22 protein-coding genes are annotated in these 25,310 nt (G+C 61.8%); 7 read left to right on the top strand and 15 right to left on the bottom strand.

Going from position 1 to position 25,310, the window contains the following annotated elements; translation table 11 throughout:
• Positions 1 to 448: 448 nt before the first annotated feature.
• Complete coding sequence (locus tag AC6I6H_RS05015) at positions 449 to 1,063, bottom strand: class I SAM-dependent methyltransferase (RefSeq protein WP_497952257.1); 615 nt, start codon at positions 1,061 to 1,063, stop codon at positions 449 to 451.
• Between the two features lie 258 nt (positions 1,064 to 1,321).
• On the opposite strand from AC6I6H_RS05015, the gene AC6I6H_RS05010 reads away from it, so the two are divergent.
• Together AC6I6H_RS05010 and AC6I6H_RS05005 are read left to right on the top strand one after the other, a co-directional pair.
• Positions 1,322 to 4,069 (top strand): GH36-type glycosyl hydrolase domain-containing protein, encoded by a 2,748-nt coding sequence (locus AC6I6H_RS05010; RefSeq protein WP_497952254.1) that lies wholly within the window; start codon positions 1,322 to 1,324, stop codon positions 4,067 to 4,069.
• Positions 4,070 to 4,095: 26 nt separating this feature from the next.
• Positions 4,096 to 5,076: a hypothetical protein gene (locus AC6I6H_RS05005; protein ID WP_497952252.1), complete on the top strand. Its 981-nt coding sequence runs from the start codon at positions 4,096 to 4,098 to the stop codon at positions 5,074 to 5,076.
• Positions 5,077 to 5,152: 76 nt separating this feature from the next.
• On the opposite strand, the gene AC6I6H_RS05000 is transcribed toward AC6I6H_RS05005, so the two are convergent.
• Positions 5,153 to 7,432: an FAD-dependent oxidoreductase gene (locus AC6I6H_RS05000; RefSeq protein WP_497952250.1), complete on the bottom strand. Its 2,280-nt coding sequence runs from the start codon at positions 7,430 to 7,432 to the stop codon at positions 5,153 to 5,155.
• 155 nt (positions 7,433 to 7,587) lie between these two features.
• Here AC6I6H_RS05000 and AC6I6H_RS04995 point away from each other — a divergent pair, with 155 nt between their 5' ends.
• Positions 7,588 to 8,394 (top strand): AraC family transcriptional regulator, encoded by an 807-nt coding sequence (locus AC6I6H_RS04995; protein ID WP_497952248.1) that lies wholly within the window; start codon positions 7,588 to 7,590, stop codon positions 8,392 to 8,394.
• A gap of 85 nt (positions 8,395 to 8,479) precedes the next feature.
• Here AC6I6H_RS04995 and AC6I6H_RS04990 read toward each other — a convergent pair whose 3' ends face one another.
• Both AC6I6H_RS04990 and AC6I6H_RS04985 read right to left on the bottom strand, forming a co-directional pair.
• Positions 8,480 to 9,595: a VanZ family protein gene (locus tag AC6I6H_RS04990; protein ID WP_497952246.1), complete on the bottom strand. Its 1,116-nt coding sequence runs from the start codon at positions 9,593 to 9,595 to the stop codon at positions 8,480 to 8,482.
• A 49-nt stretch (positions 9,596 to 9,644) separates the two neighbouring features.
• On the bottom strand, positions 9,645 to 10,844 hold the full coding sequence (locus tag AC6I6H_RS04985) for a GGDEF domain-containing protein (protein WP_497952244.1): 1,200 nt from the start codon (positions 10,842 to 10,844) through the stop codon (positions 9,645 to 9,647).
• Positions 10,845 to 11,159: 315 nt separating this feature from the next.
• On the opposite strand from AC6I6H_RS04985, the gene pepT reads away from it, so the two are divergent.
• The 4 genes from pepT to AC6I6H_RS04965 all read left to right on the top strand — a co-directional run bounded on the left by pepT (position 11,160) and on the right by AC6I6H_RS04965 (position 16,072).
• Positions 11,160 to 12,407, top strand: a complete 1,248-nt coding sequence (gene pepT, locus AC6I6H_RS04980) for a peptidase T (protein ID WP_497952242.1) — start codon at positions 11,160 to 11,162, stop codon at positions 12,405 to 12,407.
• A 301-nt stretch (positions 12,408 to 12,708) separates the two neighbouring features.
• Positions 12,709 to 13,470, top strand: coding sequence for a hypothetical protein (locus AC6I6H_RS04975; protein ID WP_497952240.1), 762 nt, complete (start codon positions 12,709 to 12,711; stop codon positions 13,468 to 13,470).
• 24 nt (positions 13,471 to 13,494) lie between these two features.
• Positions 13,495 to 14,865, top strand: a complete 1,371-nt coding sequence (locus tag AC6I6H_RS04970) for a polysaccharide deacetylase family protein (RefSeq protein ID WP_497952238.1) — start codon at positions 13,495 to 13,497, stop codon at positions 14,863 to 14,865.
• A gap of 124 nt (positions 14,866 to 14,989) precedes the next feature.
• The gene (locus AC6I6H_RS04965) at positions 14,990 to 16,072 is read left to right on the top strand and encodes an FUSC family protein (protein ID WP_497952236.1); all 1,083 of its coding nucleotides are present in this window, start codon (positions 14,990 to 14,992) and stop codon (positions 16,070 to 16,072) included.
• A gap of 156 nt (positions 16,073 to 16,228) precedes the next feature.
• On the opposite strand, the gene AC6I6H_RS04960 is transcribed toward AC6I6H_RS04965, so the two are convergent.
• From AC6I6H_RS04960 to AC6I6H_RS04910, 11 genes are all read right to left on the bottom strand, one after another.
• Positions 16,229 to 16,798 carry a CatB-related O-acetyltransferase gene (locus tag AC6I6H_RS04960; RefSeq protein ID WP_497952234.1) on the bottom strand — a complete coding sequence of 190 codons (570 nt, stop codon included), beginning with the start codon at positions 16,796 to 16,798 and terminating at the stop codon, positions 16,229 to 16,231.
• A 159-nt stretch (positions 16,799 to 16,957) separates the two neighbouring features.
• Positions 16,958 to 17,521: an SAM-dependent methyltransferase gene (locus AC6I6H_RS04955; RefSeq protein WP_497952231.1), complete on the bottom strand. Its 564-nt coding sequence runs from the start codon at positions 17,519 to 17,521 to the stop codon at positions 16,958 to 16,960.
• A gap of 49 nt (positions 17,522 to 17,570) precedes the next feature.
• Positions 17,571 to 18,608 (bottom strand): HAAS signaling domain-containing protein, encoded by a 1,038-nt coding sequence (locus tag AC6I6H_RS04950; RefSeq protein ID WP_497952229.1) that lies wholly within the window; start codon positions 18,606 to 18,608, stop codon positions 17,571 to 17,573.
• Between the two features lie 12 nt (positions 18,609 to 18,620).
• Complete coding sequence (locus AC6I6H_RS04945) at positions 18,621 to 18,956, bottom strand: PadR family transcriptional regulator (protein WP_497952227.1); 336 nt, start codon at positions 18,954 to 18,956, stop codon at positions 18,621 to 18,623.
• 865 nt (positions 18,957 to 19,821) lie between these two features.
• A complete protein-coding gene (locus AC6I6H_RS04940) occupies positions 19,822 to 20,727 on the bottom strand; it encodes a DNA-3-methyladenine glycosylase family protein (protein ID WP_497952225.1) in 906 nt (301 codons plus the stop codon).
• Positions 20,708 to 21,262, bottom strand: a complete 555-nt coding sequence (locus tag AC6I6H_RS04935) for a methylated-DNA--[protein]-cysteine S-methyltransferase (RefSeq protein ID WP_497952223.1) — start codon at positions 21,260 to 21,262, stop codon at positions 20,708 to 20,710. Before AC6I6H_RS04935 ends, AC6I6H_RS04940 begins: the two co-directional genes overlap by 20 nt.
• The gene (locus tag AC6I6H_RS04930) at positions 21,259 to 21,831 is read right to left on the bottom strand and encodes a bifunctional transcriptional activator/DNA repair enzyme AdaA (RefSeq protein ID WP_497952221.1); all 573 of its coding nucleotides are present in this window, start codon (positions 21,829 to 21,831) and stop codon (positions 21,259 to 21,261) included. The genes AC6I6H_RS04935 and AC6I6H_RS04930 overlap by 4 nt, the downstream gene beginning before the upstream one ends.
• 124 nt (positions 21,832 to 21,955) lie before the next feature.
• Entirely contained in the window at positions 21,956 to 22,783 is an 828-nt protein-coding gene (locus AC6I6H_RS04925; RefSeq protein ID WP_497952219.1) for a flagellar motor protein MotB, read from the bottom strand.
• Positions 22,761 to 23,567 (bottom strand): flagellar motor stator protein MotA, encoded by an 807-nt coding sequence (gene motA / locus AC6I6H_RS04920; protein ID WP_497952217.1) that lies wholly within the window; start codon positions 23,565 to 23,567, stop codon positions 22,761 to 22,763. Before motA ends, AC6I6H_RS04925 begins: the two co-directional genes overlap by 23 nt.
• Before the next feature lie 194 nt (positions 23,568 to 23,761).
• Positions 23,762 to 24,472 (bottom strand): hypothetical protein, encoded by a 711-nt coding sequence (locus tag AC6I6H_RS04915; RefSeq protein ID WP_497952215.1) that lies wholly within the window; start codon positions 24,470 to 24,472, stop codon positions 23,762 to 23,764.
• A gap of 242 nt (positions 24,473 to 24,714) precedes the next feature.
• A complete protein-coding gene (locus AC6I6H_RS04910; protein ID WP_497952213.1) occupies positions 24,715 to 25,275 on the bottom strand; it encodes a phosphoribosyltransferase in 561 nt (186 codons plus the stop codon).
• Positions 25,276 to 25,310: the final 35 nt, after the last annotated feature.

Here is a 25,310-nt window from a genome sequence, read left to right as displayed (position 1 = left end):
TTCATTTTCTGTGGTGCCCGCCAGGGCATGGGTGGCTAACGGTTGTGGTGGAGCTTATTTGGCCAAAAAACCCCTGTCTCTTTTTCTAACGGTTGTGAGCGAGCTTATTTGCTCCAGAAAGACGAAAAACCCCCTCCTCATGGCCAAATAAGCTCCGTGGCAACCGTTACATTTTGAAAAGGCTCGTTTTAAGCTCAATAAGCTCGCTGGCAACCGTTAGAATTTTCCCGACCGCTGCAAACCGCTCCCCACCCTGCACCAAATAAAAAACCGCCCGATCGCACTGCGGCGAACGGACGGTTTGCGGCGGGCACGCCATGACCCGCGGATACGCCCGGATCGGCGGGGGCGCCCCAATCGGCAGGCGCACCCGGATGGGGGCCCGGATCGGCGGGGGCGCCCCAATCGGCGGGGGCGCCCGGGCCGCCGGGCTGGCCGCGAGGAAAACTCAAGGCTTGCGCACGATATAGTCCAGGTAGCCTTGGCGCAGGACTTCGCCTTCGTAAAGCCGCGTCACCCGGCGTTCCTCCTTGAACAGAATGTCCAGTCCGCCGAAATGGCGGCGCTCCGCCTCATCTTCATCATAGTAGCTGTGGACCACCATTTCCCCGTACTCCTCCTGAAGGAACTCGTCCGGGCCAAGCGCCTCGCCGGCTCCGTACCAGCCGTCCTCCTTGGACAAAAAGTTGAAGCAGGCCAGTCCGCCGGGCTTCAGCACCCGCAGCAGCTCTCCGACCGACCGGTCGATGTCTTTTTTGACCATATGAAAAATTGCGTTATACGAGTACACGCAGCCGAACGATTCCGACTCGTAAGGCAAGCTCCGCATGTCCCCCTGGATCAGGTTCAGCTCCACGCCGTGCGTTTTGCAGAAATCGCGGGCTTTGGCCAGCTGCGGCTCGCTGAGCTCGATCCCCGCCGTGCGGAAGCCGTGCTCGGCAAACAAGGCGAGCGGGGGATTCGCTCCTCCCGCCCCGCCGTCCAATACGCTTTTTTCGGTCGGGTGCGCCATGCAATAGCTGATAAACCGGTAAAGCTGTACCTGTGCGACCAAATGTCCCATTCCGTATGTCTCCCTTCCCTCCACTGCCGGCGGCTCCCCGCGAAGCCTGTCCGGGTCGTTATCAGCTTAGCAAGCGGAACAGCGCCCCGCCATGCCAAATATCACGTGCCAGCGAAGGCTTGCAAAAGAGGTTGAAAAACGGGTATCCGCCTAAAAATATGCACCTTTACACACTTCGGGCGGTACACAATAATGGAATTATCGAAACCGGTTTCGTGAACCGGCGTCCCTACTCGCACAGGAAAAGGATGATACCGAATGAAACATGATCGCAAGCCGCCCGCCGGGTGGCATTTTACAGACGGCCAAGGCGGATTTGCTCTGGAGGACCCGGGGGCCAGCCGTTATCTTTATTTTCCCCTGGTGAATGAAGCGGGCATGATGTCCTCCGTTACCCCTACGCTGGCCGGAGACGTCAAGGCGGGGCATAACGCCTTTCTGACTCCGCCCGTGTCGGCGGAAGATCTGCATGAGTCGCGGGCGTCCCGCAATTTCTGGGTTTACGCAGACGGCAAAGGTGCCTGGTCCGCCGCAGGCAGGTCCGCCCGGCAGACCGCGAAGGCGTTTGCGCCTGCGGAAGAGCGCGAGCAGGTTCGGCTGGAGGCCGGCTTCCTGTGGCACCGGGTAACCCGGCGCAGCGCCGAAATGGGCCTGGAGGCCGTCATCACCAGCGTTGTTCCGGCGACCAGCCCGGACAAGGTCGAGCTGATGCAGGTGACGCTGACCAATATCGGAACGGAGCCGCTCACGATCACGCCCACCGCCGCCATTCCGCTGTACGGCCGTTCCGCGGACAATCTGCGGGACCACCGCCATGTCACCTCTCTGCTCCATCGGACCTCCACGTTCGCAAACGGGGTGGCGGTCCAGCCCAGCCTGTCCTTCGACGAGCGCGGGCACCGCGTCAACCGGACGGCTTACGCCGTGTTCGGGGCCGACCAGGACGGCAATGCGCCGGCCGGCTTTTTTCCGGACCTGGAGGAATTCACCGGCGAGGGAGGAACGCTGGACTGGCCGGAGGCGGTCGTCGCCAACCTGTCCCCCGCAGCCGGTCCCGGAGAAACGCGGGAAGGCTATGAAGCGGTTGGCGCGCTTCGCTTTGCGGACCGCACGCTGGCCCGGGGCGAATCGGTGTCTTATGTCGTGGCGATGAGCATCACGGAAGGGTTCTCCGACCTTGCGCGGCTGACCCGCGAGTACGCGTCCGTTTCGCGCTTTGGCGAGTGGCTCCGGGAAACCGAGCGGTTCTGGGAGGAAAAGCTGGCGGCCGTGTCGTTTCAATCCGCCGATCCCGACTTTGACCGCTGGATGAAATGGGTGACGCTCCAGCCGGTGCTGCGCCGCCTGTTCGGCAACTCCTTCCTGCCGCATCACGACTACGGCCGGGGCGGACGCGGCTGGCGCGACCTGTGGCAGGACTGCCTGGCGCTCCTGATGATGGAGCCGGAAGGCGTGCGCAGCCTGCTCCTGAACAATTTCGCGGGCGTCCGCTTTGACGGCAGCAACGCCACCATCATCGGCGCGCGGCCGGGCGAATTTGTGGCGGACCGGAACAACATCCCCCGCGTCTGGATGGACCACGGGGCCTGGCCGCTTCTGACCACGCTGCTTTATCTGGAGCAGAGCGGCGACCTCGGCTTCCTTTTTGAAGAACAGCCTTATTTCTATGACCGGTTCCTCCGGCGCTGCAAAGACCGGGACAACGAATGGACGCCGGAGCAGGGGAGCGTGCTGCGGACCGCGGACGGAACGGAATACCGGGGTTCTGTTTTGGAGCATCTGCTGGTGCAGAACCTGGTGCCCTTTTTCCACGCCGGGGAGCATCACAACCTGCTGCTGGAGGGCGCGGACTGGAACGACGGCCTCGACATGGCCGCCGACAAGGGGGAAAGCGTGGCGTTCACCGCCTTTTACGCGGGCAACCTGCGCCAGCTGGCGGCTCTCGCCGGAGAAATCAAACGCCGCACCGGCCGCACGCACGCGGAGCTGGCCGAGGAGCTGCTGATTTTGCTCGATACCCTGGAGCATCCGATCAACTACGCTTCGGTTTCGGACCGGCGGCGCCGGCTGTCCGGCTACTATGACGCCATCGGAACGCGGATCAGCGGACGCCGGAGGGCGGTCGGGCTGGACCTGCTCGCGGCGGACCTGGCGGCCAAGGCGGATTTTCTGACCGGACATCTGCGCCAAAACGAGTGGATTCAAAGCGCGGACGGCGAGGAATGGTTCAACGGTTATTACAATAATGACGGGGAGCGCGTGGAAGGAGACCATCCGGAGGGCGTGCGGATGACGCTGACCGGCCAGGTGTTTGCGCTCATGAGCGGCACGGCCACGGAGGTTCAAGCGCGCCGCGTCGTCCGCGCCGTAGACCGCTACCTGTATGATCCGCGCATCGGCTACCGCCTCAACAGCCGGTTCGGCGGCATTCAGCAAAACCTGGGCCGGGCGTTCGGCTTTGCCTTCGGCCACAAGGAGAACGGCGCGATGTTCAGCCACATGACGGTCATGTACGCCAATGCGCTGTACAAACGCGGACTCCCCGCCGAAGGCCGGAAGGTGCTGGACTCCGTTTACCGGCTCAGCAGCGACTTTTCCGCAAGCCGGATGTATCCGGGCGTGCCCGAATACATCAACGAGAAAGGGCGCGGCATGTACAGCTACCTGACCGGCTCGGCCAGCTGGCTGCTGCTCACCCTGCTGACCGAAGTATACGGGGTCAAAGGTTCGTTTGGCGATCTGGCGCTGCGCCCCCGGCTGGCGGCGGAGCAGTTTGACGGCAACGGCGAAGCGGCCGTACGGGCCTTGTTCGCGGGGCGGAAGCTCCGCGTTGTGTACAGCAACGCCGCCCGGCTGGAGCCGGACGGGTATAAGGTCACCGCTGTCGAGATCGGCGGCCGGGCCCGTTCCTTCCAGCCGTTGGACGGAGGAGCGCTTTTGGCCCGGGAGGCTGTTCTGGCCTTGGCCCCGGAGGAGACGCACGACATCCGGGTTACGCTCGGATAAGACGGGCGGGAGGGAGCGGTTTCACCGTGTTCAAGCTGAGCAATGATCAACTGGAGGCAGACATCGCCTCCCCACATCATCCGGCGCGTCCGGGCAGGACCATGGTCCGGTTTGACCGGACGGCCTTTATCACCCAGGTGCGTTTGAAAAAAAGCGGCCTTTCGTTCTGCGTGCCGGAAACGCCGGAGGCTGGTGAAGGCTGCGGCGGCGCGGGCCTCTGCGGGGAATTCGGGCTTGAAACCCCCGACGGGTATGAGGAGGCAGCGCCCGGCGAGCCGTTCCCCAAATGGGGCGTCGGCCTTCTCACGCGGCTCGATGAAACGCCCTACGATTTTTTCCGCCCCTACCCCGCCGAGCCCTTTCGGATCGAGACGGAGGCGGGCGCCGATTGGGCGCTGTTCACGGTGCAGCCGCGCGAATGCCGGGGTTATGCGGCCCGGTTGACCAAAGCCGTAGCCTTGGACGGCGCTTCGCTGACAATCCGTTACCGGCTGGAGAACACCGGAACCAGGCGGATCGAAACCGCCGAATACGTCCATAACTTTTTGCGAATCGGCGATCATCCGATCGGGCACGGCTATACGCTCTCGTTCGCCCGGCCGTTTGCGCCGGCGGCGCCGGAGCCCGGGCTGATCCGCCCCCTGCGGTTAGAGGGGGCGGCGGTTCGCTGGCGCGAGGAAGCGGCGGCCCTCTTCTACGCCGCCATGCCGGTTGCGCCGCCGGAAGCCGCGGAACCCGCTTTGCCGGAAGGTGCGGCCTTCCTCCCCGGGCGGGCCGTCGCTTCCCGTTTCCGTCCGGGGACGGAGGGCAACGGCCTCTCCCCGCGCTGGGAGCTCCGCCACGAGCCGACCGGGGCCGCCGTACGCGAATCGGGCGATGCGCCCGCGGTCAAGCTGGCCCTCTGGGGCCACGCTTCCGTCGTTTCGCCCGAGGTGTTCGTGGCCGTGACGGCGGAGCCCGGAAGCCAGATGGAGTGGACGCGCCGCTACGACTTTCTGGCGGACTGAAAGCGGCTTGCGCACGTCAGACACACGCTTGGGCAGAAAGGCCCGCTCCCGGCAACCCGGGCGGCGGGCCTTTCGGTTATTGTCCCTGCGGCGCGTACACGCGGATTTCCGTCACTTCGGCGCGCGGGCAGCCGTTGGTCGCTTCGACGGTCAGGCGAAGCCGCTCCGCCCGGACCGGCCGGGCGATCCGGTGCACCCGCTTGCGTTTGCGGTTGCCCGTCTCCCGGTGCAGGAGCTGCCACTGGCCGCCGGCATACGCTTCAAGCCGGTAATCCCGGACCAGCTCGGGGATGACCGGGAACGGGGTGAAATGATGGTGCAGGTTGATCAAATCTTCATTGACGTCGTCATTGAAGACCAGCTGCACCTTCCCGATCTCGACCGGCTCGTTCCAGGCCAGCGCCAGCCAGGCTTCTTGCTCCGGCGCAAGCGGCTCGGACACCCACAGGTGCGGCCCGCCGTAAGGCCGCAGGTAGCCGCCCGCCGCTTCCCGCGCTTCGTACGCTTCCGTCTCCGGATAAGCGCGGAAGCAAAACGGACGGCGCGGAAGCCCGCTCATCGCCCATTCCACCACCGGCTGCTTGGGCGCGGTCTCCTCCGGCTCGCCCGTCAGGTTCGGCGCCTTGCTCCGCTTCAGGCACAGAACGCCCGTGAGCGGCTGCGAGGCTTGGCGCAGCGACACGCTGGAGTTTGCTCTGAGAATAACAAAGGCGTTTTGCGCCTCATCCGGCCGCCAGGCAAACGGGAATGACACCCATTTGCGCTCCCCCGCCGCCACCTGCGCTTCTCCGGCGGCGATAAAAGCATGGGGCACGTAATTTTCCGGCCGGCCGGTCGCCCACAGCTCCGCTTTCAGCACGGTTTCCTCCGAAGCGTCCACCAGAAGCTCCAGCCCCGTCAGCTCGGGGTGAACGGGGAACAGCAGCCCTGCATCCTCGTCCAGCCGGTGCACCGCCCCCGCTGCCCCCGCCTCCTCCGGCTCCTCCACCGCCAGCCGGCGGAGCGTCGAGGAGGCCTTCGCGGCCGCCCGGCGGGCCAGGTCCGCTTCGTCCCGGTTGGCGATTCCGAGCACCGAGCCGTCCTGCCGCAGCAGCGTCTGCTGCAGCTCCTCCAGATGCCGATCGTAAACGCCGCGCGGCGTGGTGCCGTGCCGCAGCGCAAGCGCCGCGCCCGTCCCGGCGGCTTCGCCCATCACCGCACAGGTCGCCATCACCCGGGTCGTGCCGAAGGCGACATGGCTGGCGCTGATGTTCCGGCCGGCGAACAGCAGGTTCGACACGTTGGCCGAATACAGGCAGCGGAACGGAATGTGATAGTTGCCGTCCATGTGCAGGTGCTTCGAGCCGCTTTCCGCTGCATACATGCCCTGCGGCGGATGCAGGTCGATCGACCAGCCGCCGAACGCGACCCGGTCCGCAAACCGGCGCTGGGCCAGAAGATCGTTCTGGGTCAGCACGTAATCGCCGACAAACCGGCGGTACTCCCGCTTGCCCGGAATCGAGCCGACCCATTCCAGCGTTAAATGATCGGCCTCAAAGCGTCCGGAATTTTTGATGTAAGCCCAAATGCCGTAAATCACGGCCCACAGCTCGTCCCGGATGCGCTCGTTTTCATGCAGCACGTCATGCTCGCCGCCCCATTCGATCCACCAGTAGTGGCAGCCGGAATCGCCGCTTTTGATGACCCGGCGCAGCGGAATCGGAGTCGCGGCGATGTCCTTGGCGAAGGCCGGCGGCACAAAGGGGACCGGACGGCCCGCGTCCTTGGTGTAAAACAGGAGCGTGCTGCCGAGCGTAATCCCGTCCGCTTGCTCCGGCGCCCAGGCCTCCCCGTACTCGTCCCGCGCTTCGCGCCCGATGCGGTGCCGGGCTCCGGCCAGAAAGCCGACCAGCCCGTCCCCGGTGCAGTCGAGAAACATCCCGCTTTCAAACCGGAGCATCCGCTCCGAGCCCATCATCCAGCCGGTGACGGACAAAATCCGGCGGTCCTCCTCCGGCCCTTCCGCTTCCACCTCATGCACATCCGTGTTCAAAAAAAGCCGCAGGTTTTTCTCCGCCCGCGCCGCGTCCAAAAGCACCGCGTCCCAATAATACGGGTTCCCTTCCGCGTTGCGGTACTGGTTTTCCACAAACAACTCGCCCATAATGCCGGTCTCGCGCGCGTAACGGTGCGTGCCGTGGGCGGTCGCCCCGCAGACCCAAACCCGCACCTCGCTGCTGGAATTGCCTCCGAGCACCGGCCGGTTATGCACCAGCGCCACCGTTTGCCCCAAGCGCGCCGCCGCGATGGCCGCGTTCAGCCCCGCCAAACCGCCGCCGACGACCGTGATGTCCGCCTGAATCGTTTCCCGTCTCATTCGCTCGCACCCCGTTTATCCAAAATTTCCGCCCCGCTTCTTGAAAGAGCTTCATTCGAAAGGTTATAGTGTCATTATAAAAAGGCGAATTCCCGAATGCCATGCACGGAATTAATATGTGCCTATCCATAATTTCACCCGGGAGGCTTGAATCGATGGTTATCCCCGACGCCCGGCTCGACCCGGTTGCCACTTCCCATTACTATTGGGAGGCCAAGCCGGCTTTTCAACTCGACTCGGATGTATACGAGGAATGGGTGCTGTTTGCCGTGGCCGGGGGCCGCTTCCGGTTTGGCATCGGCGAGGCGGAGGGACTCGCTTCCCGCGGCGATCTCGTGCTTTGCCCGCCGGGCGAAGCCTTCCGCCGGACGGTGGTTGAGCCCGTTTCGTTCCACTTTTTCCGGTTCCGCTGGCAGCCCGCAGCGGAAGACGGCAAAGCGCCGATCCCGCTGCCAAGGGGAGGCCGGCTGACGCTGCTGGACCGGCGGCGGGTAGACTCGACCTACGACTACCTGGAGCGGCTGTCCGGCTCGCCTGCCGAGCCGGCCGCCCTGCTTCGGGCCGGCCATTTTCTGCGGGACCTGTGGCAGCTTGCCTGCCTGGAAGCCGACCGGCCGGGAGGCCCGCCGGCGGAACCCGGCGATCCGGCGATGCGGGAGGCCGCCGAGCTGATCCGTCGCCACGCGTTCGACAAAACGCTGCTGAAGGACCTTTCCGCCCGGCTGGACCTGTCGCCCGTCCAGTTTACGCGCCGCTTCCGACGGACGCACGGGCAGACCCCGATGGAATACGCCACCTCCCTCCGGCTGGAGCACGCCCGGCGGCTTCTGCTGGAAAGCGGCCTGACGCTGGACCGGATCGCGGAGGCGTGCGGGTACGAGAACGGATTTTACCTGAGCCGCATGTTCCGGAAGAAGTTTCATCTGCCGCCTTCGGAATACCGCAAAGCCCACCGCATGTAAGGGCCCGGCTCGCGGGGGAATGCCGGGAGAGCGGTCCGCACGCCGCCGTCCCGGCGTTCATAAACAAAGCCCGAAGGCGCCGTTATCATGGCGTTTCGGGCTTTGCTTCTTTCCAGACGATGGCGTGGCCGGTTCCGCTCCACCGCTCGTAAAACAGCTTTCGCTCCCGGTTGAAAAGGCAGCGCAGAAGCTGGAAGCCGAGTACGGCGTCGATCCCGAACAGCGCCCAGACATAGCCGAACCGGATAATGCCCGGCACCGGGACGCCCGTGCTCAGCAGGTACAGCAGGACGAGATGCAGCCCGCCGAGGCCCAAATAAAGCGGTCCGTACCGGAGAATCAACTCGCTGAAGCGGATTCGCTCCCCCTGCCCCGTCACGCGGATGCGGACCATCCACTTGCCGAACGTCAGCCCCCCGGTCAAAAAGGGCAGCGCGACAAAATAGACAAAGCAGCCGATGAAATAGCACATGGGGCCGTAAAAATGGATCAGCACCCCCAGCAAGGGAAACAGAATAACCCAGTCGATTCCAAAAGCCAGCAGCCGCCGCGTATACGTGACCCTTTTGGCCGAGCGGTCCAGCTTTTCGTCCAGCTTGTCGATTTTGGGCAGCCGCGAGCCGATCCACTCGCCTACTAAATAACCGAGCATGCCGCCAAGCATATTCGTCATCAGATCGTCCACGTCGAACAGCCGGTACGGATAATCAAAAATTCCGTAAAGCCCGGTCACCTGCGTCAGCTCGAAAAACAGCGACAGCGCAAACGAGGCGGCCAGACAGGCCGTCCAGCGGAACCGAAAGTAATAGCGCATGAAAAGGCCGAACGGCACCATCAAAAGCACGTTGAAGGCCACCTGCAGGACGGCCGGCTCGGTCAGCAGGCCGAGATAAGTCGCAGGGACGTCCGCACGGAAGGCCGTCTCCCGCAGAATGTCCCGAATGAATTGGAACGGGACGAGCTGCATGTAAGACGCCGCCTGGGGCGGATCGTTGTGGATGCTCGACGGAAAAGGAAGAATCACAAGAAAGAGCGCGTTCAGCAGATAAAGCAGAAACAAATAAAGCAAAACCGCGCGGGTTTTGTTTACGTAGCCGTGCCGGCGGTACTGCACCAACAGAAAAGGCAGGGTGAACAGCAGCGCGGCGAACGGAAAGCCCGCAAAGGCGTAGGAGATCGGGAACAGGTAGGAATTTAGCATTTCGTTCCCCCTTCTCCACGGCGGGCTGTCAGGCCGTGCAGCGTTTGCATCATGAATCAAATCCTTCAGGTAAGTTTTCGCCGACCACGTCCGGGTATCTCCGGGAAACGCGGTTGCGGCCATTTTGCTTCGCTTCGTACAGTGCCGTATCCGCCAGCCGGTAAATGGCCTCCAGGGGAAGGCGGGCGGCGGCGTTTACCGTTACGAGCCCCATGCTGATCGTCCGTGCGCCGGAGGAGCAGGGCGCAAGGCCGCGTTCCGCCGCACTGCGCAGCCGGGCGGCCATCCGGTCCGATTCCGCCTCCCCGGCTCCGGGCAGCGCGATCGCAAACTCGTCTCCCCCGTAACGCCCGAAAAACGCTTCCGGCGGAAGCACGGCCGTTACCGACCGGGAAAATTGAACAAGCACTTCATCGCCTGCTTCGTGTCCGCAGGTGTCGTTGACCTCCTTGAAATGGTCGATGTCGACAAGGAGGAAGGAAAGGGGCTCACCCTGTCTGCCAAGCCGCTCCAGCGCCCGCCGGGTCTCCGCGATAAACGTCCGCCGGTTCAAAATCCCTGTAAGGTCGTCCACGGCGGCCAGCACCGTCAATTCGGCGTCCGCCCGCTCCTTGGAAAGCAGAATAAAGCCCGTATTGCCCAGGATCATCACCAGATAAAGCGCCAGAAACGACATCGTCTGATAATAGCTGGCGGCAAACAGGCTGACCGTATCGCCCGAAGCCAAAGCGCCCAGGGCGCGGCCGACGAGCGCGGCCATTACGAACGCGTAAAGCCACCCCATCACATGCTTCAGGGAGGACGCGGGACGGGCCTTCAAAAGCTTGTAAGCCGGATAAACGATAAAGCCGATCGTCACCAGCGAAGCATAGAAAATCCGTACCGACTCGACGTTATAGAACAGAACCAGCAGGTGAAAGCCGGCAAGGCCTCCCAGCGTATAGGCAAAATAAAAGCGCCTTATTCCCGGCGTCAACGCCCCCAGGACAAGCGCAAGCGAGATCGTTTCCAGCGAAGCGCCCAGCATAAGCAGCGAATTCCCCAGCGTGACGGTCACATAATCCGCGGCCACACCGCGAAGCCCGAGCAGGCACCAGGCGACGGCCTGCAGCCACTTGGCTGCATAAAAGGTGTTTACGGCGTTGTCGATGGCGTGATGCCGGCGGTAGGCGGCAATCAGAATCATCGAAAACAGATGCCCGAACACCAGGGAAATCATGACCGTTTTCATATCCAAGAGCAGTTCCATCGGCAAACTCACCACCACAACCCGGAACCCGAACCGGGCCGGTTTTATTGATTATAGCACGAAAATCCGTTTGCGCCCCCGGCTTCGGACCGGTATCCGCCCGTTCCGGGGACCGGCAGGTACGTAGCTTCGGCCCAACCCCAAGCTTCTACTCCCCGCGATTCGCCTAGATATTAACACCGATTGCTTTATTTCGGCGGCCGCCGTCCCATTTCCTTCCTGCCGCCGGAAAAAGCCGCGGCCTCCGGTGCGCATGCGGCGAAACCTCCGACGTGATAATATGAGGGGAGACGAAAGAAGGAGGCCATCACGCCGATGAAAAACGAGATTGTTGAGCGGTTTGTTACCTATGTAAAAGTAGATACGCAATCCGACGACGCAAGCGACACCTGTCCTTCCACGGCCGGGCAGTGGACGCTGGCGCGCATGCTGGTCGAGGAGCTGAAAGTGATCGGCATGGAGGATGTCTCCGTTGACGACAACGGGTATGTCATGGCTACCCTTCCGGCGAATACGGATAAGCCGGTGCCGACAATCGGCTTCCTGGCCCATATGGACACCGCAACCGACTTTACGGGCGCGGGCGTCAATCCGCAGCTGGTCGAAAATTACGACGGCGGCAGCATCGTGCTGAACGAGGCGCTGTCCGTCGTGCTGACGCCGTCGGTTTTCCCCGAGCTTACGCTGTACAAGGGACATACCCTTATCACCACGGACGGCACAACGCTGCTCGGCGCCGACAACAAGGCCGGCATCGCCGAAATCATGACCGCGATGGCCTATCTGATCCGCCACCCGGAAATCCGGCACGGAAAGGTCCGCGTCGCCTTCACCCCGGACGAGGAAATCGGCCGCGGGGCGCACCGATTCGACGTCGACGCGTTCGGCGCCGCCTTCGCGTATACGGTGGACGGAGGCCGGCTGGGCGAGCTGGAATACGAAAGCTTTAACGCCGCCCAGGCGTCCGTGCTGCTGAAAGGCAACAACGTCCACCCCGGAACCGCCAAGGGCAAAATGGTCAACTCCACCAAAATGGCCATGGAGTTTCACGCCCGTCTGCCCCAGAACGAAGTGCCGGAGCAAACGGAAGGCTACGAAGGCTTCTTCCATCTGAATACGATGGTCGGAGAAGTCGAGCAAACCCGGCTGAAGTACCTGATCCGCGACCACGACAAAGAAAAGTTCCTCGCCCGGAAAGCGCGCATGGTAGCCGTAGCGGAAGAAATCCGGCAGCTCTACGGCGCGGACAGCGTGCAGCTGGAAATCAAGGACCAGTATTACAACATGCGCGAAAAAATCGAACCGGTCATGGAAATTGTCGAGGTGGCCTCGGAAGCGATGAAGTCGCTCGGGATCGAGCCCAGGATCGCGCCGATCCGCGGCGGTACGGACGGCTCGCAGCTGTCCTTCAAAGGGCTGCCGACGCCGAACCTGTTTACGGGCGGGGAGAACTTCCACGGCAAATACGAGTATATTTCGGTCGACAACATGCTGCTTGCGGTGCAAACCGTCATCGAGATCGTCAAGCGGTTCGAGGAACGGGTGGAGCAGGCGGCGAAATAACACCGACGCCTTGCGCCGAAAGCCGGCCGTTCACCCCGAAGCTCATTCTCGATCGTTCCGAGGACCCAACCGGCGATTTTCCGCCGGTTGGGTCTTCTTCGCGAATTTCCGGCAGCGGAACGGCTTCCCAGGGCGAAACGCCTTTGGGAACCGTTCCGTTTTTGCATTGCCGCCGGCCTCCATCCCTTTCGGCTCCCCCCCGCTCCACGCGCTTCTCCGGGACACCTGCTAAAAGAACCGCTCCTTGCGGCCGATAAATAGGACAGACATGAAATCATTCCCAGAGTTAGGGGCTGAAAGCTTGAGCAACGAACAGCAATCCCCATCCAAAACCAAAGGCTGGCTGAAAGGCGTTTGGGCCGCACGGCCGGAATCGGCGGACGCCCGCCCGGATTCCGGTGCACCCGGCAGCACACAGGGCTTGCCGGAATCCGGCGGCGCCGAACCGGACCAGCCGCGGCAGGACCCGCCTCCCGTACCCGCTCCGTCTATTCTGGAGCAGGACCAATTTGCGCTCGCGCTTACAGTGGCTGTTGAAAACATGCTTCACGACCGGCAATTGGCGCAGTTCAAGCTGAGGGACCTGGAAAACGCGCTGCAATCGGCCGGCGAGACGATCAACCGGCTGAAAACCGACAACGGCACCAAGGATCGCCTTTTGCTGGACAAGGACAAGGAAATCCGCAGTCTGGAAGACGCGCTTACGGGCCGGCAGATGAGCTACGACCAGCTTTTGGAGGATTACAAGGACTTTCAAAGCACGTCGGGCAGCGCAATTGACAACCTGAAATACCAGCTGGAGAAAGAGCGGGCCAAGTACAGCAAGCTGAACGAGGAGCTGGCCCGGCAGCAGCTGGACGCATTGGAGAAAGCCAAACGCCTGGAGGAGAAAATCCGCGACCTGGAAGCCGAAAACGCCCAGCTCGCCGGCCAGCAGGCGCGCATGGCGGAGGAAAAAGCGCAGCTTCTGCAAACCGTCAGCGACTTTACCGAACGGATGACCTTTTCTTTCTCCCAGTCCGATAAACCGAAATCCGCCGTCCTTCCGCAGACCGCCGACTAACCTACCCTCCGGGAGGAACGACCGATGATTCCATACACCGAAAAACGGCTGGAGCTTTTGGCCGTGGAGCATGATTCTTCCCTGTCCGGCGCCGCCTTGGTGAACGTATCCTTTGGGCAGAGCTGCGAAGTGAAATGGCGGCTCGACCGGGAAACGGCGGAGGAGCTTGCGCTTGCGCTTCCGCTGCCGCCCGGCACCCGCTGCCGTCTTTCGTTCCGGGTCCAGTGGGATGCCTCCCGGCAGCGCTATTACAGCCGCTATACCCGGACGGCCGGCGGCGTCAGCCGGCACACACGCTTCCCCTGTTCAAAGCAGTACGCCGACGCCCTCGCTTCGCTAAGGGACGCCGCCACTCCGGACGACCTGCTGCGTCTGCCGTTTCTCACCCCGCTTGCCGCAGCGGCCCCCGCCGGAGCGCAGCCGGCGGCGGAACACAGAGGCGGCGCGGCCTGCGGCGAAGCCGCCGCTTCCGGGCGGCGCGGCCCGGCAGCCCGTGCCCCGGGAAAACGCCGGGCCGGCGGCCTGCTGTCGCTCGGGCTTCTGACCGGCCTGGCGCTATTGCTCGTTTCCGGCACCGATGCGGAGCCCCCTTCCTTGCTGAACGGCGGGGCGGGGGCTCCGGCCGCACCGCCTTCCGGTTTTTCCGCCGGCAGGCCCGAGGCTCCGCTTGGACCGGCCTTGCCGATCAAAAGCGGGACAGCGGGGCCGGGCGGTTTTCTTGCGTCCGTTCCGCGCAAGGCGGAAGCGCCCGCACCGCCCGCAGCAGAGGCGGCGGACGCGGAGACGTCCGCCCCTCCCGAAGCGGAGCTGCCGGTTTTCCTCCTCGACCGGACGGTGACCTTTGACGTGCCCGAGGACTCGGTGGCGCTGACGTTTGATGACGGCCCTTCCGTCTACACGGACGAAATTGCCGCCCTTCTGAAAAAAAGGAATGCGGGCGGCACCTTCTTTTTCGTCGGCCAGCAGGCCGAGAAGTTCCCGGACCAGGTCCGGCGCGCCGCGGAGGCCGGCTTTTCGGTCGGCAACCACTCCATGAACCACCGGGACCTCAGCAAGCTGCCTTATGCCAAGCAAGAGGCCGAAATTCTTGACAGCCGCCGGCTGCTGGAGCAATTGGCGGGCGTTTCCGTTCATTTGTTCCGCCCTCCCTACGGGGCCAAGAACGAAGCCACTCTAAAGCTCGCGGAAAAAGAAGGCCTGAAAATCGTTCTGTGGAACGAAGACCCGATGGATTGGAAGGCGAAAGACAAGGACGCCATCGTGAATGCCGTCGTCCGGTCCGATCCCGCCGGCTCGATCATTCTCCTGCACGAATCGGAGGCAACCCTCCGGGCCCTTCCGGACATTCTTGCCTTCCTGGAGAAACAGCGGTTAAAACCCGTTCGGCTGCAATAAAGCCGAAATGTTAACAAGCTTGTAAAGAATGCGGGCAAGCCGAGGGCGCTTCGCGTGGTATAATGAAAATCGAATGAAAACAAGAATGATTTTAAATATTCTTACAGTAGGGATGAGTGCAAACATGAACGGCGTCTTCGCCCGGTTGGAGAAATACGGGCTTTCCCTCTATGTCATCCGTGTAACCCTGGCTGCTTCGCTGTCCTGGGTTATTGTGCATTCCCTTTACGGGGACCGTTACTTCTACTTCGCGCCTCTGGCGGCGATTCTGATTACCCAGGGCAGCGTAAAAGCTTCATTCGAAAAAGGCGTCTACCGGCTGATCGGTGTCCTGCTCGGCGGCGTCGTCAGTCTGGTCGTCGGCAGCCTGTTCGGCTTGAGCGCCCTGTCCATCCTGCTTATGCTTCTGATCGGCATCGGCGCCGCAACCGCCTGCCGGATCAACATCCTGGCCGTTACGCAGATCGGCGTCACCTCGGTGCTCGCCTTGTCCTTTTTTCATGACGATTACGTTTTGTGGCGGCTCGCCGAAACGTCCATCGGCGTGGCGCTTGCCCTCCTCGCCAACATGGTGATCGTCCCGCCGAACAGCTTTGCCGGGGCCAAACGCGCGGCGCTCGACTCCGCCCGGCTGCTGGCGGAAGCCTTGAACGGCCTGCTTCCCGGCGCAGGCAAAGCATGCCGCGACGAGGCCGCCGCTTCCCTGGACCGCGCCGCCGCCCTTCTCGAGCAGAGCGCACAGGACCAGAAAGACCTGCATTTTACGGTGGCGCATTACAAATGCCGCTTTGAGATCAAGGAGCTTGCCGCCACGACGGGCCACCTGCGAACGATAGCCGCGCTTTCCGGGCAAATCCGGGAAGATCTGGCCCTGCTGCCCTCCTACGACAACGAGATGGCTTCCCGCCTCCATCCGGTGTTCGCGCACACGGCGGATTGCATTCGGCTCTACGGGGAAGAAAGGCTTGGCGGGCCGCCCGTACCCGGCAAATCGCTGCTGCAGGCCATCCAGCAGGCCCGGGCGGAGCAGCTCGTGTTGTTCTCGGAGGTGCAGGGGGTATTTCCGCTTACGGCCATCCGGGATCTGGGCGCCGTGTTCTCGCACCTGAACCGCCTCCTGGACGACATGGAATCGGCTGTCCGCGACCAGTACGCCGCCGCTCCGCTGCCGGCGAAGGCCGCGCAAACGCGCGCGCTGCTTCCCTGAGCGGGCACTATCGCGCCCAAGCTGCGGCCCCAAAAGCGAGCGCTCGGCCGCAAGCAAGCATGAACAAAAAAGCTGTCCCCGGTTTCCCGGGGACTGATCCCTGTTTGTGAGACAGGATCAGTCCTCCCGCCGGAAGGACAGCTTTTTCGTTTGGTTTTATGACCCGGAAGGCTCGCCCGCCCAATCCAGAAAACCGTCGATGTCCCCGCACTGCAGGTAGGGCACCGCCGCTTCGATCCGATCCAGCGGCCAGTTCCACCAGCAGGTTTCGAGAAGGCGTTCGATTTGCTCCGGGGCAAACCGGAATTTGACAACCGCCGCCGGGTTCCCGGCGACAACCGAATAGGGCGGCACATCCCGGGTAACCAGCGCATTGGCGCCAATGACCGCTCCATCCCCTATGGTAACCCCGGACAGAATAGTAGCCCCCGAGGCAATCCAGACATCATGACCGATGATGACGTCGCCTTTCGATGCCGGATGGCCTTTGATGTGTGAAAAAGCCGGATGAAGGCCATTGAACGGGTAGGTGGTCACCCAGTCGGTGCGGTGATTTCCGCCCAGAAAAACCGTCACCTTGTCGGCAATGGAACAAAACTTGCCGATTCTTAGCGACGTGTCTTCTCCCCAGGATTTGATTTCCGGCGTTCCGTAAGTGAACGCGCCGATGACGACCCGCCCGTTCCGCCTTTCCGGAAATGCCGCTTTCAGCTCTTCCAGCCGCATAAGGCGTCCCCGCTTTCCGTAAAATCTCTTGCTGTTTCCCGACCTCTGCTTCATAACGGACGGAGGCTGTTTCTGTGCAGCGGATGTTCCGCTTTAAACTTATATCGGCCAAAAGTAGATCGCCTGTTAGCGCATCAACCCATTCCCTCGCACGGCTGTTCACCTGCGGTAAACATAAACCTTGGTCCGGTACAGATCGCCGCAGGTCACGACCCGTTCCGGCTGCCAGCCCGGCAAAGCGAAGTAGACGCTGACAACGCAGGCCCCCGGCTTGAGGCGCTCCGCAAGGATGCCGCTCAGCCGCCGCATACCGCCCGGGTACAAATAGCAAACCACCGCGTCCGCCTGCCCGAAGGGATACGCATAGAGATCGCCTCGCCGGAAGGAAAGCCGGCCCTTCGCAGCATGCTGCGGATGCAGGCGAGCGGCAAGCGCGGCCCGCGCCCGCGAAACCAATAGCGGGAGGGGGGAATTCTCGATTCCGGTGACGGTCAGGCCCGGATGCCGGCGGGCCAGCTCCAGCGCAAGCGCCCCCCAGCCCGACCCGGCTTCGACCACGTTCCCCCGTCCCGCAAGCGCCGCCGCCGTCTCCCTGACTGCCGCCCGGCGCGCGGGGGCGGAGGAAGGCATCGGCGAAATGCCGTTCCGGATGCTCCGGATGACCAGGGACAACAGCGCCCCAAGCATAACCGCCGCCGCAAAAGCAAACACCGCCGCTTCCATCTTCCTCCTCCTCTTCCGCAACGGTACCCGGACCGTGGAATCCGCCTCCTTAGCCGCGCAGCGCTTGCTCCAGCGAGCGCGTCCGCCGGCTGACCTTCCAGAAGACCGTGACGGTATCGATCAGGAGCGCCAGCGCGATCAGGTAGATCGTTCCTTCCGTTCCCTTGGTCCAGATGGTGCTAACCGTTTGATAGGCCTCACTCCCGGAGGCAAGAATACCGGCCTGCACCAGCTCGTTCATAAAATCCGGGTTCCATACCGCCGGGTCCGCAAAAAGAAAAGCCAGGAGCACGAGCTGAACCGCATTGCATCCTAAATTCCACACGGCAAGGGCCATCGTCCACCGGCCGCGCACCAGCTTCCAGATTTGAAAGCCGATCGACAAGGCCGTGATGACGTAAAGGAGAGGCAGGTAGGCACGGATTGTCCCCGGATCAAAGATGGGGACCATTGGCGTAATGCTTCCGTCGACCTGGGAGTATACGCCGAACAGGTGGCTGTACCGCGTGAGAATCAGCAGAAAGAAGATCGAAAAAACAATCGACACGGCCGGCTCCCCCCAGCAGATTTTGGTCCGCTGTTCCGTGATCGGAGGGAGCTGGGAGGGACTCCACGGCTTTTCTTTCCTCAAGCTGTACCCGTCCATTCGCACGCCCGCCCGCTCCACCAAAAAAACCGCCAGGGTGACCCAGGCAAACCCCTGCACAACCGCTCCAAAAAGAGTCCCGAAATAGTCGGCGGTATCCTTCGCAATGCTGGCCGGCTCAACGATGATGCGAACCGCAAAGACCGCCGTGATGCCGAGCAAAATGGAGAACCCGACGATCTTCAGGAGCTGCACATACAGATCAAACACGCCCGGGCCGATCAAATGGCGCGGACCTCCCCGGTATTTGGCCGCCAGATCGGCCGGATTGCCCAATGCCAGCAGAACCGCTTCGATGTCCTCGGCGCTTGCGGGGCCGCCTCCTGTCCGCTCCTCCAGCATGTCCTCGATCAGTCCTTGAAGTTCCTTTTCAATATCCGCCCGCTGGCTTTCCGGCAGCCGCTGACTGACGGCCTGAATATACCTTTCAATCAAGTCCATGCTCGCGCCCTCCTAAGATTGGATTAACCGCTCCATCGTTTCCGCCATGCTCCGCCATTCGTCGCACAGCCGGCGGTAGACCGTCCGGCCCGCTTCGCTCAGCTGATAATACTTGCGCGGCCGCGCTTCGTTTGTGTCCCAGCTGCTTTCCAGCAGCTCCTGCTTTTCCAGCCGCCGCAGAAGCGGGTACAGCGTTCCCGGATCGACGGCGATTCCCTTCTCCTCGAGCGTGGCGACCAGAGAATACCCGTATTGCGGCTGCTCCAGCTGGCTGAGCACGCCGATAATAATCGTTCCCCGGCGCAACTCCTGAAGCATGCCGGCTACCGCGTCCTTGTCTTCGTTCATGTCATCAGCTCCTGGAAATGATTATACTGTGTAACGCACACTATTGTAAATAGCACATTAGTGGATTATATAAAATACCCACCGAAAGGCGGACCATCTGTCGAGAAAGTCTCGATAACCTTTGACCGAAGGCACCTGTTCCGAACATCAATTGGAGCAGAGAGCCATAACCAACTCGGCCCGCCGCTGGTTTCGGACCCTATTAGCGCCCTCCGGCACCGTAATTTGGAAAAGAACGGCAAGGTGATGGGCGTCTACCGGCAAAAGGGTGCGGGTGCGAAACTCCCTATAACCAGAGGGCTTCGCGCTTGCAGGCGGGACAGGAGGTGCAAAAAAGCAACTAATCACCCCTTTATCGGCTATTTTCGATCGAATAAGTGCAAAAAGGCAATTATTTCTCCCGTTTTCTCCGGTTATTGTATCTTTAGCTAGAAATAAGTGCGTATATGAAATTATTTCGTGATTGGAACGAGAAACCACTGGAAATAAGTGTCGTTGAGCACCTATTTCCTTCTTTGGTCATCGTCGTTGGTTTGTGCTCCCTCCTAGCATTTTTCAGCCAAGCAAGCAGAAGCAGAAGGAAGAGTGAGCAAGACAAACGGGGAGCTCTGACGACGGCAGCCGTATAGAACATGAAGAAGATGGCTACCCACCAGGAGCGCCGAGACAAACGCAACGATCCCCTCGTTTTTCCCCTTTACAACGAGACAAACGCAAAAGAAACCCGCGATCATTAAAATGATCCGGGTTTCTCGACAAGCTGAGCCGCCGCAAGGCGGGTGTTCCCGTATAACGTGTGCATAAATGCGTTGCGTTTCTCCAACCAGGTTGAAAGCTCCCCTACCGGACGTACCGGAGCCCGTCTTCACCCCTGCAGCGTGCGCCAAAAATAAAACGTCGCGTACGCTTCCCAACCTGCGTATGGGAGGAACACTTCCCGCAGCTCCGCCGGAGTCGGCTTTCGTTCCATCCCGAGCAGCCGCTTGACGGCGTTCTGGAGCCCGACGTCCCCGACCGGAAAGGCTGTCGGATCGCCCAGGCACCGCATCCGCACATACTGCGACGTCCACGGTCCAATGCCCGGCATGCCGGTTAGCCGTTCCTCCACCCGCGCCGGATCGTTCCAGGCCAGCAAATCCTCGCGCCGCAGCGCGCCCGACGCCATCTGCACAGCAGCCTCCCGGATCGCCCGGGTTTTGGCCCGGCTGAATTGAAGGCCGGCCCATTCCTCTTCGCGCGAATCGGCGATCCGGGCCGGTTCGGGAAACCGCCAATACGTCCGGCCTTCCCAAACGGCGCTTTCCCCGAACGCGCGGGCCAGGTTGCCCTTCAGCTGATACGCGAAGGTCAAATTGACCTGCTGCCCGGCAATCGCCCAGCACAGCGCTTCAAACAGATCCGGAATGCCGACCACGCGAAGGCCCCGGTATTCCGCTGCGACCGGACCGAGCAGCGGGTCCGCCGCCGCCAGTTCGTAGAATGGCGTCAGCTCCCGGTCCAGGTCGAACCAGTCACGGATATAGCGGGCCAGCTCTTCCTGCTCCCGAGGCGTAAATTCCCCTTCTCCTTCGGGCAGCTCTACCCGCAGAAGACGGCCGTCCGGGCTGTACAGGCGAATCAGCCGGTTTCTCCCCCCGATGCGAAGGAGACGGGTCACATGCGTTTCATCCGTCGCATAGAGGCACTCCAGCGGGGACCGGGCCAGATAGTCCAGGCAAGCCGGGAAGCTGAAATCGGGAGGCGGGAGCAGCTCAAAAACGGAAGCGGGCATGTCCCACAGCCTCCACATGGCGAATGCCTTCGAGCTCCAGCAGCTCCTGCTTGATCGTGAGGCCGCCCCGGTAACCCGTCAGCGTTCCGTTTGTTCCGATAACCCGGTGACAGGGCAAAATGACCGGCAGCGGATTCCGCCCGTTCGCCGTCCCGACGGCGCGCACTGCGTTGGGCCGCCCAAGCATGCCGGCAAACTCCCGGTACGTTCTCGTCTCGCCCCAGGGAATCCGGGCGAGCCCGAGCCAAACCTCCTTCTGGAACGCCGTTCCCCACAGGTCCAGCGGAATGCCCTCAAAATCGACGCGGCGGCCTTCAAAATAGTTCTCCAGCCGCTCGGCGACGCCATACTCCGTAAACAGCCCGCGCTCCTCCGTCAGCGAGTGGCCGGGCGCAAAACGTCCCAGCCAGCCGGACGCTTTCTCCAGGCCGTCCCCCCGAAACAGCAGGCGGACAACGCCTTTGGCGCTGGCCAATATGATCCACGGCTGGCCGTTCAGGGCCAGCGTGCTGTAATAAATGCGCTGCGCGTTCATGCGCGCTCCTCCTCTCGGGCAAGCGCCCGGTAGTCTTTGGGTGAGCAGCCGGTCTTCCGGTGAAACCAGGAGGAAAAATGGGAGGCGCTGCGGTAGCCGACAGCTTCTCCGACCTCCGCCACGGACCGCGCGGAGCCGCGAAGCAGCTCCTGCGCCGCCCGCAGCCGCACCTGCTCCAGCTTCTCGGACGGCGTCCGTCCGGCGGCGCGCTTGTAGGTCTTCTGCAGGTGAAACGGGCTTACCCCCAGCACGGATGCCAAACCGGACAAGGTGATCGGGCGATGATAGTCCGTCTCGAGAATGCCGTCCACTTGACTCGCCAGCACGGCATCCGGCGCCAGCCGGCCGTTTGTTTCCGGCTTGCAGCGCTTGCAGGCCCGGAAGCCGGCGCGTTCCGCTTCCCGGATTGAATAGAAAAACGTGACGTTCTCCGCCTTGGGCGTCTTGGCCCGGCAGGACGGCCGGCAGTAAATCCGCGTCGTGCGGACGCCGGTATAATAGATTCCGTCAAAGGTCGTCTCGCGGCGCACCACCGTCTCGTAAACCCGGCGAAACAAGCTTTCCTCCATGTCCTTCACCTCACACCGCCAGTATAAGCCATCCCCCCGGCTTTTAACAGAAAACCGCAACAAGTGCGCAAGATTCCGCAAGAAAAAGACGGGCGCCCGCGCCCGTCCTTTCGCTTCAATATGGTCAGCTGCCCGCCAGTTCCACGGAGATGGTTTCGGGGGCGGCGCTTTGGTATTTGCGGATAATGGAAACCTCCACCCGCCGGTTTTTGGCCCGGCCCGCTTCCGTGCCGTTGTCGGCGATCGGGTGCGTTTCTCCGTAGGCCACCGCGCTGAATTTGGCCGGATCCACGTTCGGATCGAGCAAAAGCAGCTTCATGAAGTTGAGCGCCCGGTCGGAGCTCAAATCCCAGTTGGAGTAATACCTGCTGTTGGAGATCGGCACATTGTCCGTGTGACCCGACACCACGACGTTGTACTCCGGGAACTGCTGAAGCATGTCCGAGATGGAAGCCGCCAGCTGGCGCGATTCCGTCTTAATGGCAGCGTCGCCCGACGCAAACAGCGCATTGTCGCTGATGGTGATCATCAGCTGCGAGTGATTCAGCTTGGTGTCCAGCTCGGCGCTGAGCCCGTTCTGCTTGATATAAGCGTCCAGCTGCTTCTTGAGGTTCTCCAGGTCTTCCTGCTCCTGCTGCTGCTTCGCTTCGTACTGCTTCTGGGCCTCTTCGGCCTTCTTGTCCGTGGCGTCCGTCTCCACAAGCGGCGGCTGCCCGTCCTTGACCTCCGTCAGGCTCGGTTTGTTGATGCTGGCATCGAACAGCCCGTTGCCTCCGTGGAAGGCCGAGTTAAAGCCCTGCGCCATTTCCTGCATCTTCTGCGTATCGACCGCACTCATGGCATACAGCACGAGGAACAGCGCGACCAAAAGCGTCATCAAGTCCGAATAAGGGAGCAGCCAGGATTCATCTGCGTGCTCCTCATGATCGTCATGCTTCTTCTTTTTGCTCACCGGCTCCGCCCTCCTTCGCTTCCAGTTTGGCTCTTTCCGGAGCGGTCAGGAACACAGCCAGCTTCTGCGACACGGCTGTCGGGGAAACGCCCGATTGAATCGACAGCACGCCTTCCAGCATGATCGTCTTCACTTCCATCTCCTGCTTGGAAAGGCGCTTCAGTTTGTTCGCGATGGGGTGCCAAAGCACGTACCCGGTAAAAATACCGAGCAGCGTGGCGATAAACGCGGCCGCGATGGCCTTCGTCAGCTTCTCGATTTCGCTCATGTCGGCAAGCGCCGCGATCAGACCGATAACGGCGCCAAGCACCCCGAGGGTCGGCGCGTACATGCCGGCCTGCGAAAAGATCAGCGCACCCGATTTATGGCGCTCCTCGCTCGCCTGGATTTTCTCCAGCAGCACTTCCCGGACGAAATCCTGGTCGTTGCCGTCGATAATCATCCGCATGCCGCTTTTCAGGAAATCGTCTTCTATCTCTTCCACCTTGGATTCAAGAGCGAGCAGCCCTTCTCTCCGGCTGATGGACGTCCAATCGGTAAACATGTGAACCAGATCGCTTTTGGAAGCCGTCTTTTGCTTCACGAATACAATTTTGAACAGCTTGGGAATGCGTTTGACCTCGTTCATCGGAAACGCCATAAAGATGGAGGCCGCCGTCCCGACCAGGATGATGACGAACGCCGCCGGATTGGCCAAGCTGGACAGCGGAGCGTGCTTGAGAATCATTCCCCCGACAACGGCAACGAAACCCAGAATCAGACCGATAATTGTCGCTATTTCCATGATGCACCTCATTCAAAAAAAGTAAGCCCCTGACGCCCTGGCGCGGCGCACCGGTTCCCGGAGCGGCGGCCGTTTATGCTGAGGCACATACTCTTTTATCGACAAAACCGGTCCGAGATTTGAGTCTTTTTTAACAGGAATAAATTCACTGGAAGCATCAAGAAAAACGGCCAGATCTTCGTGCGGATGGGCTTCTAGTCCCCGAGCCGCTTTTTCCGTCTGCGCAGAGCCCGTACCGCCGCCCAGACAGCCGCCGCCAGAAGGGGCAGAACGATCAGGGCAATTCGCGCGGGATTCGGCACCCAAACCGAAGCGCGGATTTCGGTCGGCTCGGTTAATGCCACGTTCCAGACCAGGGTGCGTCCTTCATCCCGGTCCGCGTTGTTCTCACCCACCAGATCCAGCGGAAGCGTAATCCCCGCCTCGAAGTCCACCTGGCTTTCCACCAGGCCAAGCAGCAGGCCGGACGCCGGCAGGTTGTCCTTCAGCTCCTGCAGTCCCCCGCCGGGCAGACGGTCCAGGTCGCGGAGCGGGTCAAGCACAGCCTCCACCCGGTAAGCGGTGCCGAAAAATCCTTTATCCGCCGTCACCTGCACCCAATCCTCCAAACGGTCAAAGCCCTCGCGCTTCCCGGAGAACGCAAATTGCTTGCGGATGGTATAAAGGACCGAACCGCCGGAGACGGAACGCTCGTATGCAAAGCCGTTTTCCCGCGCGGCGTCCTCCAGCCGCTTTTCGGCCGATGCGAAGCGCGAAGCGACGTTTTCTTTTACCGCCAGGGTAACGGCCAGCTCGGCGCTCCGGTCCGCGTGCACCGTAACGTGAACGTTTCCTTTTACGCATCCGACCAATAAAAATATGAGAGCGGCCACCATCGGCAGCAGGCGAATGATTGGTTTGTTCATGGCTTCCTCCCGTGATCCGTCGGGAAGACTTGTCCCGGCTTCCCGTTTCCTTAACTGTACCACGGCTGACCCTCCCCAGACACAAAAAAAGAAGCGCCCCGCGGCAGTCTTCCCTGCAGCGGAGCGCCCGGAGCCTTGCGGCGTGCCGGCTCTTTCGTATTCCGTTCCCGATCCGCCGGCCGCCTTTCATACCGGGCGCCGGCGGGCGTCCCGCGCCTTCCCGTCCGGAAGCCCTGGGAGCGCTAGGTCGTCGCCAAAACCCGCACCGGGACGCCGAGGTCCTCGGCCAGCTTCCGGTAATGGCCGCCCTTTGCCAGGATCGCCTGGATGCCGACCATTTCGACGCCCATCTCGGCAAATTGCGCCGCGATGCAGCGGATCGTCGCGCCCGAGCTGATCACGTCGTCGAGCAGCAGGACCCGGTCCCCGGCCTTAAACCCGTCGAAATAAAGGTAGTTTTCGTTATATGCCGTTTCCCGCTTGATGCAAATTTTGAATTCCTCGTACCGCTCTTTGCTCAGCCTAAGAATGTTGACCGGCTTGCCGGTCTGATAAGAGACGAGCATGCCCCAGGTGTGCCCGCCCGGCTCTGGGGAAACAAGGTAATCGAAGGCCGGAAACCGCTCCAGCACGCTTTCCGCCAAGCGGTCCGCAATTTCGCGGGTGAGCTCCGGTTCAATGAACGTTCCCCGTTCCCCGAAGGGGTAAAGCTTGAAATCGTAACGCGTATCGCCGTTTTTGTACAAAATGACATTTCGCGCAAGGCGGATCGACTCGTTCAGCTTGACGCCAGGCTCGGACATGCGTTTCACTCCCGTCGCAAGGATTTTGGCCGGAT

Source organism: Gorillibacterium sp. sgz306347 (genome assembly GCF_059735245.1).
Note: the sequence above shows the minus strand (reverse complement) of the source record. Positions and strands in the feature narration are given on the sequence as shown.